The sequence below is a fragment of the Burkholderia sp. Ac-20365 genome, from assembly GCF_017104715.1.
Taxonomy (GTDB): domain Bacteria; phylum Pseudomonadota; class Gammaproteobacteria; order Burkholderiales; family Burkholderiaceae; genus Paraburkholderia.
On record NZ_JAAGPI010000006.1, the window covers coordinates 107,522 to 118,995 of the forward strand.

Annotated in this window: 10 protein-coding genes; all 10 read left to right on the plus strand. The window is 63.1% G+C overall.

Annotation, left to right across the window (positions count from 1 at the left end; translation table 11 throughout):
• Window positions 1-257: 257 nt before the first annotated feature.
• The 10 genes from tssA (at window position 258) to G3O01_RS13435 (ending at window position 11,473) form a co-directional block, all read left to right on the plus strand.
• Window positions 258-1,310 (plus strand): type VI secretion system protein TssA, encoded by a 1,053-nt coding sequence (gene tssA, locus G3O01_RS13390; RefSeq protein ID WP_205805324.1) that lies wholly within the window; start codon window positions 258-260, stop codon window positions 1,308-1,310.
• A 78-nt stretch (window positions 1,311-1,388) separates the two neighbouring features.
• Window positions 1,389-1,889, plus strand: a complete 501-nt coding sequence (gene tssB / locus G3O01_RS13395) for a type VI secretion system contractile sheath small subunit (protein WP_205805327.1) — start codon at window positions 1,389-1,391, stop codon at window positions 1,887-1,889.
• Between the two features lie 29 nt (window positions 1,890-1,918).
• Window positions 1,919-3,415 (plus strand): type VI secretion system contractile sheath large subunit, encoded by a 1,497-nt coding sequence (gene tssC, locus G3O01_RS13400; RefSeq protein ID WP_205805354.1) that lies wholly within the window; start codon window positions 1,919-1,921, stop codon window positions 3,413-3,415.
• A 45-nt stretch (window positions 3,416-3,460) separates the two neighbouring features.
• Window positions 3,461-3,955 carry a type VI secretion system tube protein Hcp gene (locus G3O01_RS13405; RefSeq protein ID WP_205805356.1) on the plus strand — a complete coding sequence of 165 codons (495 nt, stop codon included), beginning with the start codon at window positions 3,461-3,463 and terminating at the stop codon, window positions 3,953-3,955.
• A 120-nt stretch (window positions 3,956-4,075) separates the two neighbouring features.
• Window positions 4,076-4,915, plus strand: a complete 840-nt coding sequence (locus tag G3O01_RS13410) for a type VI secretion system accessory protein TagJ (RefSeq protein WP_205805357.1) — start codon at window positions 4,076-4,078, stop codon at window positions 4,913-4,915.
• Window positions 4,908-5,420 carry a type VI secretion system baseplate subunit TssE gene (gene tssE, locus G3O01_RS13415; RefSeq protein ID WP_205805358.1) on the plus strand — a complete coding sequence of 171 codons (513 nt, stop codon included), beginning with the start codon at window positions 4,908-4,910 and terminating at the stop codon, window positions 5,418-5,420. Before G3O01_RS13410 ends, tssE begins: the two co-directional genes overlap by 8 nt.
• Window positions 5,421-5,424: 4 nt before the next feature.
• The gene (gene tssF, locus G3O01_RS13420; RefSeq protein ID WP_205805361.1) at window positions 5,425-7,302 is read left to right on the plus strand and encodes a type VI secretion system baseplate subunit TssF; all 1,878 of its coding nucleotides are present in this window, start codon (window positions 5,425-5,427) and stop codon (window positions 7,300-7,302) included.
• Entirely contained in the window at window positions 7,287-8,366 is a 1,080-nt protein-coding gene (gene tssG / locus G3O01_RS13425; protein ID WP_205805362.1) for a type VI secretion system baseplate subunit TssG, read from the plus strand. The genes tssF and tssG overlap by 16 nt, the downstream gene beginning before the upstream one ends.
• Before the next feature lie 5 nt (window positions 8,367-8,371).
• Window positions 8,372-11,071 carry a type VI secretion system ATPase TssH gene (tssH, locus tag G3O01_RS13430; protein WP_205805363.1) on the plus strand — a complete coding sequence of 900 codons (2,700 nt, stop codon included), beginning with the start codon at window positions 8,372-8,374 and terminating at the stop codon, window positions 11,069-11,071.
• A 12-nt stretch (window positions 11,072-11,083) separates the two neighbouring features.
• Entirely contained in the window at window positions 11,084-11,473 is a 390-nt protein-coding gene (locus tag G3O01_RS13435; RefSeq protein ID WP_205805364.1) for a DUF4280 domain-containing protein, read from the plus strand.
• Window position 11,474: the final 1 nt, after the last annotated feature.

Sequence of the window (11,474 nt, forward strand, 5' to 3'; positions counted from 1 at the left end):
TTCGCGGCGTCTCTTTCAGATTCGTGACTATGAAGCAGGTCCTTTTAATTTGAATATTGCGTGCTATCCTCATATCGGTCTGTGGTCGAAATGTCCGTAGCGAAGCATCACGGTATCGTGTATTTCTATAGGCATTGCGTATTAATTTGTTGTAGATCGGTTTGAATAAGACCGGATTCGGAAGTTACCGTGGCGTGCCTCGTCGCGAGGGATCAGCACGCTAAAACTATTCGTTTCAGACTGAAGCCGATACAACAATGGCCACGCTCGATGCCGGGGTACTGCTTGCCGATATATCGCCTGACAGCCCATGCGGGGACGACGTCGAGTACGACCCGATGTTTCTCGAACTCGAACAGGTCGTGCACGGCAAACCGGAAGTCCAGTACGGCGACACGGTAGTCGCCGCCACACCGCCTGACTGGAAGACAGCTCAAGCCCTCTCTCTCGAACTGTTCAACAGGAGCCGCGACTTGCGTGTCGCCGCACATCTTGTGCGCGCGCTCCTGAACCGCCAGGGCTTCACGGGTCTTGCCGAAGGAATGGGCCTGATCGAAGGCCTGCTCGAACGGCATTGGGATCACGTCTATCCGCAACTCGATCCTGACGACGATAACGATCCAACCGCGCGCATCAATGCGCTGGCCGTGCTCGTCGAACAGGCGGGCATGCTGCTGGATGTGCGCGACACTGCGTTTGCCGCGTCGCGCACGCATGGAATCGTGCGTCTGCGCGACATCGAATATGCGATGGGCGATACGCCCGTACCCGAGGGCGTCGAACCGCCGACGCTCGCCTCGATCGACGCGGCAATCGCCGACGTGCGAGACGAAGCGGCAACCGTGCATGCCGCGTTGCTCGCTGCGCGCCAGAGCAACATCCGCATTGAATTGCTGTTGACGGAGCGCGTCGGCGCGGCTCAGGCGATCGACCTGTCGCCGCTGTCGCGTCTGTTGCAACAGGCGGCCGGCTTCCTCGGCGAGCGAATCGGCGGCGCTGGCCAGCAGGCAGAGGGCGACGCGCTAGCCGGCGAAGGCGGGGATGACGCGACGGCCGGCGCAGGTGGCGCGGGCGGCGCAGGTGGATCGGCGCGCGCGGCACCCAGCGGAGAAGTCAACAGCCGCGAAGACGTGATCCGTTTGCTCGACAAGATCTGCGCCTATTACGAACAGCATGAACCGTCGAGCCCGTTGCCGTTGTTGCTGGCACGGGCGCGCCGTCTGGTGGACAAGAGCTTCATGGAGATATTGCAGGACCTCGCGCCGGAAGGTCTCGGCCAGGCCCGGCAGGTTGGCGGTATCGAAGAATAGTCGTCGGGGAGTCGTCAGCATCGTAACGGATACGCCGCCCCGCCTGTCGACGGTGCGGCGTCAACCAGGGGAACTGTCGTGGCCAAAGAAAGCAGTCAGAAATTCATTGCACGCAATCGCGCGCCGCGCGTGCAGATCGAGTACGACGTCGAAGTGTATGGCTCGGAGAAGAAGGTGAATCTGCCTTTTGTGATGGGCGTGCTGGCCGACCTCTCCGGACAGCCAGCGGATCCGCTCGCGCCCGTTGCAGACCGCAAGTTTCTCGAAATCGACGTCGACAACTTCGATGAACGCCTGAAGTCGATGAAGCCGCGCGTCGCGGTCCAGGTGCCGAACATGTTGACGGGCGAAGGCAATCTTGCCGTCGACATGACCTTCGAAAGCATGGACGACTTCTCTCCTGCCGCAGTCGCACGCAAGGTCGACGCGCTGTCGAAGCTGCTCGAAGCGCGCGGCCAGTTGCAGAACCTCTTGACTTACATGGATGGCAAGACAGGCGCCGAGGAGTTGATCGCGAAGGTGCTGAACGACCCGGCCTTGCTGCAATCGCTCGCATCCGCGCCGAAGCCACAGGAATAAGCGCGACTGACTAACAGTGGAGTCTGACCATGGCCGAACCCACCCCGGAAGGACAAGTCCAGCAGACCGAGGGCACGCTCGAGATGAGCGACTTCGCGAATCTGCTGCAGAAGGAATTCAAGCCGAAAAGCGACAAGGCAAAGGAAGCCGTCGAAACAGCCGTGCGCACGCTGGCCGAACAGGCGCTGCGCGATACCGCTGTTATTTCCAATGACGTGCTGGCGACGATCGAAAGCCTGATCGCCCAGATCGACAAGAAACTCAGCGATCAGATCAACCTGATCATCCACTCGGAAGAGTTCCAGAAAGTGGAGAGTGCGTGGCGCGGTCTGCACTATCTGGTGAATAACACCGAGACGGACGAAACGCTGAAGATTCGCGTGATGAACATTTCGAAGGGCGAGTTGCACAAGACGCTCAAGAAGTACAAAGGCACTGCATGGGATCAGAGCCCGTTCTTCAAGAAGCTCTATGAAGAAGAATATGGCCAGTTCGGTGGCGAGCCTTATGGATCGCTGGTCGCCGACTACTACTTCGACAACAGCGGCCCGGATGTCGACCTGCTGACGCAGATGGCGAAGATATCGGCCGCCGCCCATGCGCCGTTTATCTCTGCCGCGGACCCGTCGGTGATGTTGATGGATTCGTGGCAGGAGCTGGCGAACCCGCGCGATCTGACGAAGATCTTCCAGACGCCCGAGCATGCCGCGTGGCGCTCGCTGCGCGAATCGGAAGACTCGCGCTATATCGGTCTTGCGATGCCGCGCTTTCTCGCGCGTGCGCCGTATGGCGCGAAGACGAACCCGGTCGAGGAATTCGATTTCGAGGAAGACACCGCGGGCGCGGACAGCAGCAAATATACGTGGGCCAACGCCGCCTATGCGATGGCGACCAACATCAACCGCTCATTCAAGATGTACGGCTGGTGCTCGCGGATTCGCGGCATTGAATCGGGCGGTGCGGTGGAAGGCTTGCCGGTGCATTCGTTCCCGACCGACGACGGCGGCGTCGACATGAAGTGCCCCACCGAAATCGCGATCAGCGACCGGCGCGAGGCGGAGCTGGCCAAGAACGGCTTCATGCCGCTGGTGCACAAGAAGAACTCGGATTTTGCGGCGTTTATCGGTGCGCAATCGCTGCACAAGCCCGCCGAATACGAAGACGCCGATGCAACCGCCAATGCGAATCTGGCGGCGCGCCTGCCATATCTGTTTGCATGCAGCCGTTTTGCGCACTACCTGAAGTGCATCGTGCGCGACAAGATCGGCAGCTTCAAGGAAAAGGACGACATGCAGCGCTGGCTGCAGAACTGGATCCTGCAATACGTCGACGGCGACCCGGCCCATTCCACGGAAGAGTCGAAAGCTCGCCGGCCGCTAGCCGCAGCTGAAGTCGTGATCGAAGAAGTCGAAGGCAACCCGGGTTACTACACCTCGAAGTTTTTCCTGCGTCCGCATTATCAGTTGGAAGGCCTGACCGTGTCGTTGCGGCTGGTCTCGAAGCTTCCGTCCGCCAAGGCGGCTTGACGGAATTCCATTATCAGTGGCGAACCGATTTGACTGGAGAAGAACATGGCCGTCGATATGTTCATTAAGCTGGGTGACATCAAGGGCGAATCTCAGGATAAGAGCCATAAGGATGAGATCGATGTACTCGCGTGGAGCTGGGGGCTGAGCCAGAGCGGCACGATGCATCTGGGAACGGGCGGCGGGGCCGGCAAGGTGAACGTGCAGGACATATCGTTCACCAAATACGTCGACAAGGCGACGCCGACGATCATGCTGTCCTGCGCGAAGGGCTCGCACATCGACTCAGTCGTTCTGACCGTGCGCAAGGCTGGCGGCGACAATCCACTCGAGTACTACAAGGTCACACTGACCGCGTGCCTGATCAGTTCGTATTCGACGGGCGGCTCGGGTGGCGAGGATCGCTTCACCGAGAACGTGACGCTGAACTTCGAGCAGTTCCACGTCGAATATCAGCCGCAGAACGCGAAGGGCGCGAAGGAAGGTGGGGTCGTCGAGATGAAGTGGAACATCGTCAAGAACGACGCAACCAACGGCTAGCAGCAGCTTACCGCCGCGCCTCGGGGTGTGTGGCGCGGCGGCATTGCGATGCCATCGCGCAAGCGCCGGCATCGCAATGTGGTGCAGCAGCATTGACCCGGCCTGACGGAGCGAACTGACATGACGGCAGAAGAAAGCTTGCGCGAAGGCAATCTGGACGAGTGTCTGCGCCTGTTGCAAATGCAGGTTCGCAACGATCCGTCGAAAGCGGCGCACCGCGTGTTCCTGTTTCAGCTGCTCGCCGTGCTCGGCGCGTGGGACCGCGCGTTGACGCAGCTCAATGTGGTCGGCGATCTCGACGCTGCGGCCTTGCCGATGGTGCAAACCTATCGCGAGGCGCTGCAATGTGAAGCGCTGCGTGAGGCCGTTTTCAACGGCGCCCATGCGCCATTAATTTTCGGCGAGCCGACCAGCTGGCTCGCATTGCTGGTCGAAGCATTGCGGCTCGATGCTGCGGGCGACCACGCAGCCGCCGTGGCCGCGCGCGAGCAGGCGCTCGGCGAAGCGCCCGCCACCCCGGGCAACGTGAACGGCGAACCCTTCGAGTGGATCGCCGATGCCGACACGCGGCTCGGGCCGGTGCTCGAAACGGTGCTCAACGGCCGTTACTACTGGGTGCCGTTTTTCCGCATCAAGCGCATCGAGATCGAGGCGCCTGTCGATCTGCGCGACCGCGTCTGGATGCCGGCCGTGCTGACCTGGGCCAACGATGGTCAGGCGGCGGGGCTCATTCCGACGCGCTACGCCGGCACGCTGGCAGAGAAGAAGCACGCGCTCTGGCTCGCGCACCTGACCGAATGGATCGGCGACGATGCTTTCGCCCGTCCCGTCGGGCAACGGATGCTGACCACCGATGCAAACGACTACGCATTGCTCGATATCCGCACGATCGAACTGGCGGTAGAGGCACCGTCGGGCGACAGCGAGGGCGGCGCGGGCGCCGTACGGGATCATGGCTGAACTGAGCACGCGCGACCGGCTGCAACCGTCGTTGCTCGACCGGCTGACCGACCACGAGCCCGAACTCAAGCAGGAAGCACGCGAACGCCGTGTGCTGTCGATACGCGCGCTGCGTCAGAGCGTGCAGCGCGATCTCGGCTGGCTTCTCAATGCGAACGGTCTCGCTTCGGTGCAAGACCTGTCGGCTTATCCGTATGTGAGCAATTCGGTGCTGAACTACGGCTTTCCCGATATCGCCGGCAAGACCGCGTCGGGTGTCGACCGGGCGAAACTCGAAAAGCACGTGCGCGATGCGATCTGGGCGTTCGAGCCGCGCATTCTGCGCGAGACGGTGCGCGTGACGGCGATCCAGGTTGAAGAGACCACGGGCCGCCACAACACGGTGTCGTTTCTGATTGAAGGAGATCTGTGGGCGCAACCGTACCCTGAACGACTCTATTTCCGCACTGAACTGGATCTGGAGGCCGGGGAAATCAGAGTGATCGACCAGAGCGGCACGCGCTGAACCCATGAACCCGGAACTGATCAAGTACTACAGCACGGAACTCCAGCACCTGCGGGAAATGGGTGGCGAGTTCGCGAGAGAGTTTCCGAAGATCGCCGGGCGGCTCGGGCTCGAAAGCCTGGAATGCGCGGACCCGTACGTCGAGCGTCTGCTCGAAGGCTTCAGCTTTCTCGCGGCACGCGTGCAACTGAAGATCGATGCGGAGTTTCCGCGCTTTACGCAGCATCTCGCGGAACTGGTCTATCCGCACTATCTGGCGCCGACGCCGTCGATGGCGGTCGTGCAGATCCAGCCCGATCTGAGCAACGCGGGTCTCGCGGAAGGCGTGAAGATTGCGCGCGGCAGCGCGTTGCGCAGCCTGCTCGACAAGAACGGCTCGACACGTTGCGAATATCGCAGCGCGCACGACCTGACGCTATGGCCGCTTGAAATTGCCGATGCAAAGTTCTTCACGCATTCCGGCTCGCTGGGCGGCGCCGACATCGCGTTGCCTGCGGGCGTCAAGGCCGGCCTGCGGCTGCGTCTGCGCGCGACGGCAGGCCTGAAGATAAACCAGTTGAAGCTCGACAGACTGGTGCTGTATCTGCGCGGCACCGACTCGATGCCCACGCGTCTCTACGAGCGACTCGTCGGCTCGGCGATGGGTGTGGTCGTGATGCCCGTATCGCGGCCCGCGACCTGGCACGCGCAACTGCCCGCCACGGCCGTCGCGCCAACAGGCTTCGCCGAAGACGAAGCGCTGCTGCCCATCAGCAAGCAATCGTTTCAGGGCTACCGGTTGTTGCAGGAGTATTTCGCGTTCGCGCCGCGTTTCATGTTCGTCGCGATCGACGGCTTGCAGCAGGCGCTACGGCGTTGCGGCGACAACGAGGTCGAAGTGATCGTCTTGTTGAAGCGCGGCGACCCGATGCTCGAACAGGCTGTCGATTCATCGAATTTCGCGCTCTACTGCACGCCCGCGATCAACCTGTTTCCGCGCCGTACCGACCGCATCGCGCTGTCGGCCGAGCAGTTCGAATATCACGTGGTGGCCGACCGCACGCGTCCGATGGACTTCGAGATCTACCGGATCGAGGACGTCACCGGCTACGGCGCAGGGGCGGCCGCCGAGCAGAAGTTCGAGCCGTTCTATCATGCGCGCGACCTCGGCGCCGGCTATGGTTCAGGCGCGTTCTACCAGGTGCGGCGCGACAAACGCATGCGCTCGTCGCGTCAGACGGAGCGCGGACCGCGCACCAGCTATCTGGGCAGCGAGACTTTCATCGCGCTCGTGGATGCCGCGAACGCGCCGTTTCGCGGCGACCTGCGCCAGCTCGGGCTGCAAGTGCTCTGTACGAACCGCGATCTGCCGCTCACGTTGTCGATCGGCGTCGGCGCGAGTGACTTTACCCTCGACGTTGAGGCGCCCATCGAAAGCGTGCGGTGTGTGAGCGGACCCAGCCGTCCGCTGCCGTCGTATGCGGATGGCGCGGTCGCGTGGCGGCTGCTGAGTCATCTGTCGCTGAACTATGCGTCGCTCGTCGACAGCGACGCGAAAGAGGGCGCTCGCGCGATGCGCGATCTGCTGAGCCTCTATTGTCCCGTCGACGACGCGCCTGCTCAGCGCATGATCGAAGGCCTGCATTCGATCGGGTCTCAGCCCGTCACGCGGCGTCTGCCCACGACCGGGCCGATCGTGTTCGGACGTGGACTCGCGATCACAGTGACGCTCGACGACGCGGCTTTCGAAGGGGCGGGCGCATTTCTGCTCGGCGCGGTGTTGTCGCACTATTTCGCGCAATACGTATCGATCAATTCATTCGCCGAGACGGTGGTCAGAACGCTGTCGCGCGGCGAGATCATGCGCTGGCCAGCGAGGGTCGGACAATGCCGGACGCTCTGACCCTGCTGCGCGAACTCGAAGCGCACGCCTCGCGCTTCGATTTCTTCCAGGCGCTGAGGCTGATCGAGAATGCCTACCGCGACAAGCCGCGCATCGGCGAATCGCTGCGTCCGCGCGACGACGCAGTGCGCTTCTCGCAGGAACCCGAGCTGATCTTTCACCCGACCACGCTCGGCGTGTTGAGTCCGTCGCACGATGGCCACGCGGCGCGGCTGGCGGTCAACTTCTTCGGCCTGTTGGGACCGCACGGCCCGATGCCCGTGCACCTGACCGAGTACGTGCGCGACCGTGCGCGCAACGCGAACGATCCCACCTTCGCGCGCTTTCTCGACATTTTTCATCACCGGATGGTGTCGCTGTTCTATCGCGCGTGGGCCAATGCGCAGCCGACCGTGAGTCTCGACCGGCCGGAGCGCGACCGCTTTTCCGTGTATGTCGGCAGCACGTTCGGGCTGGGTGAAGCGGCGCTGCGCGAGCGCGACGCGGTACCCGATTTCGCGAAGCTGCATTTCGCCGGCCTGCTGGCGGGACCGACGCGTCCCGCCGAAGGACTGCAACTGATACTGGCGCGCTTTTTCAACCTGCCCGTGCGCATCGAGCAATGGATTGGCCACTGGATGGAACTGCCGCGCGACACGCTTTCGCGGCTTGGCGCGCGAGACGGGTCGGCATCGCTCGGCGTCTCCACGCTGCTTGGCGCACGCGTGTGGGATTGCCAGCACAAGTTTCGCATCGTCATTGGTCCGTTGACGCTCACTGACTATGAACGCTTCCTGCCTGGCGGCGACAGCCTGCGACGTCTCACCGACTGGGTCCGCAACTACGCGCGCGACGGCCTCGATTGGGACGTGAACCTGTGGCTCAGGCAGGCGGAAGTACCGCGTCTCGCGCTGGGGCGGCACGCGCGGCTTGGTTACACGAGCTGGCTGCTGGGCGGTCCGGCCACGCAGGACCAGCGTCAGTTGCGATTACATCCCGCTTCGTTGTCCGGACGGCCCGGCGAGCCCGCGCGCAGCGACGCACGGGCGAGCGAGCCGGCATCCCAACACTCATCGAAGGACTGACAGACATGGCCGAGATCAAACGAGCGGCGTTGTTCGGCAAGCTGAACAAGCTGGCCTATCGCGCCATCGAAAGCGCAAACGTGTTCTGCAAGTTGCGCGGCAATCCTTATATCGAACTGGTGCACTGGTTCCATCAGATCCTGCAGTTGCAGGACTCGGACCTGCATCGCATCGTCAAGCATTTCGGCATCGAGCCATCGGCGCTTGCACGCGATCTGACGGAAGCGCTCGACCGGTTGCCGCGCGGCGCGGGGTCGGTGGTCGACATTTCGTCGCAGGTCGAAGAAGCCGTCGAGCGCGGCTGGGTGTTCGGCTCGCTGATGTTCGGCGAGTATCAGGTACGCACGGGGCACCTCGTGGTCGGGTTGCTGAAGACGCCGTCGCTGCGCAACGGGCTGTACGGCATCTCGCGCCAGTTCGAGCGGATCAAGCTCGATGCGCTCGTCGATGAATTCGATAGTCTGCTGGGCGGCTCGCCCGAAGCGGAGATGACGGCGACCGACGGTTCTCAGGCCGCAGGCGCCGCGCAATCCGGCAGCGCGGACGGCACCGTGCCGCCCGCCGCGATGGGCAAGCAGGAAGCGCTCAGGCGCTTTACTACCGATCTGACCGAGCAGGCGCGCAGCGGCAAGCTCGACCCGATCGTCGGTCGCGACGAAGAGATCCGTCAGGTGGTCGACATTCTGATGCGCCGCCGCCAGAACAATCCGATCCTGACGGGCGAAGCGGGCGTCGGCAAGACGGCCGTGGTCGAAGGTTTCGCACAGCGCATCGTCGCGGGCGACGTGCCGCCTATGCTGCGCGACGTTCAGTTGCGCACGCTCGACGTCGGTCTGCTGCAGGCGGGCGCGAGCATGAAGGGCGAATTCGAGAACCGGCTGCGCCAGGTGATCGAGGAAGTGCAGGCATCGGAGAAGCCGATCATCCTGTTCATCGACGAAGCGCATACGCTGGTCGGCGCGGGCGGCGCGGCGGGGACGGGCGACGCGGCGAACCTGCTGAAGCCGGCGCTTGCACGCGGCACGCTGCGCACCGTCGCGGCGACCACATGGGCGGAGTACAAGAAGCACATCGAAAAAGACCCGGCGCTCACGCGCCGCTTCCAGGTCGTGCAGGTGCCCGAGCCCGACGAGACGAAGGCGATCCTGATGATGCGCGGCATCACCTCGACGATGGAACAGCATCACAAGGTGCAGGTGCTCGACGAAGCGCTCGAAGCGGCCGTACGGCTGTCGCATCGCTACATTCCCGCGCGCCAGTTGCCGGATAAATCGGTGAGTCTGCTCGACACCGCGTGTGCGCGGGTCGCGGTGAGCCAGCACGCTACGCCGCCTTCCGTCGACGATTCGAGAAAGCGCATCGCGGCGCTCGAAACGGAGTTGCAGATCATAGGACGCGAGACGGCTGTCGGTGTGGATACGGCGGAACGGCTCGCTGCAGCGACTGAACGCGTGACGGCCGAGCGGGCGCGTCTGGCTGAACTCGAAGCGCGCTGGGAAGCGGAAAAGGCACTGGTCACGCGCATCCTCGATTTGCGCGCCCAATTGCGCAACGAGACGGGCAAGGTCGAAGGCGCAGCGCAAGCCGTTGCCGCGACGCCCGCCGATGAAGCCGCGCGCGAAACGCAGCTTGCCGAGCTGCGTGAACTGCAGGCGAAGCTTGCGGAGCACCAGGGCGACGATCCGCTGATTCTGCCCACTGTCGACCAGCAGGCGGTTGCTTCCGTGGTGCAGGACTGGACGGGCATCCCCGTTGGGCGAATGGTTCGCAACGAGATCGAGAACGTGCTGAAACTCGCCGAGAACCTGAACAAGCGGATCATCGGCCAGGGTCACGCGACCGAGATGATCGCGCGGCGCATCCAGACCTCGCGCGCCGGCCTCGACAACCCGAACAAGCCGATCGGCGTGTTCATGCTCGCGGGCACGTCGGGCGTGGGCAAGACGGAAACCGCGCTGGCGCTAGCTGAAGTGCTGTACGGCGGCGAGCAAAACGTCATCACCATCAACATGAGCGAGTATCAGGAAGCCCACACGGTGTCGTCGCTCAAGGGTGCGCCGCCCGGCTATGTCGGCTATGGCGAAGGCGGTGTGCTGACGGAAGCGGTGCGCCGCCGCCCGTATAGCGTCGTGCTGCTCGACGAGGTGGAAAAGGCGCATCCCGATGTGCACGAGATCTTCTTCCAGGTGTTCGACAAGGGCTGGATGGAAGACGGCGAAGGGCGCGTGATCGACTTCAAGAACACGCTGATCCTGCTCACGACCAACGCGGGCACCGATCTCATCACCAACCTGTGCAAGGACCCGGAATTGATGCCTGAGCCGGAGGGCATCGCGAAGGCGCTGCGCGAGCCGCTGCTGAAGGTGTTTCCGCCCGCGCTGCTCGGGCGCGTGGTCGTGATTCCGTACTACCCGCTGTCCGACGCGATGCTCGGCGCGATCATCCGTTTGCAGCTTGGGCGAATCGAGAAGCGCGTGCGCACGACGCACAAGATTCCCTTCGCGTATGACGACGACGTCGTGAAGCTGATCGCGAGCCGCTGCACGGAACTGGAAAGCGGCGGCCGGATGATCGACGCGATTCTGACGAACACGCTGCTGCCGCATATCAGCAATGAGTTCCTGACGCGGATGATGAATGGCACGTCCGTGTCGAGGGTGCAGATTGGCGCGCGCGACGGCGAGTTCGTCTACGCGTTCGATTGACGGAGTGTTCGTATGCCGCAACAGGTCAGCATGGGTGCGACGCTGCAATGCTCGTTCGGCGCAGCGCCGTCGACGCTCGTGGTGCTGCCCGTGAATCGCGTGATGGGCGAGGGGCCGCCTGCGGCCAACATCATGGATCACGTGCCGCTCGTGAACATCATGCCGTTCGGCATGTGCAGCGCGCCGTCCAATCCGACGGTGGCTGCCGCGACGACGGCGGCGCTCGGCGTGCTGACGCCGATGCCGTGCATACCCGCGACGATGTCGCCGTGGGTGACGGGTGCGCCGACTGTGCTGCTCGGCAATCAGCCGTCGCTCGACAACGTCTCGAAGTGCATGTGCAATTGGGGCGGTGTGGTCACGATCGTCAACCCGGCCACCGTCAAGACAATGATTCCGTGAC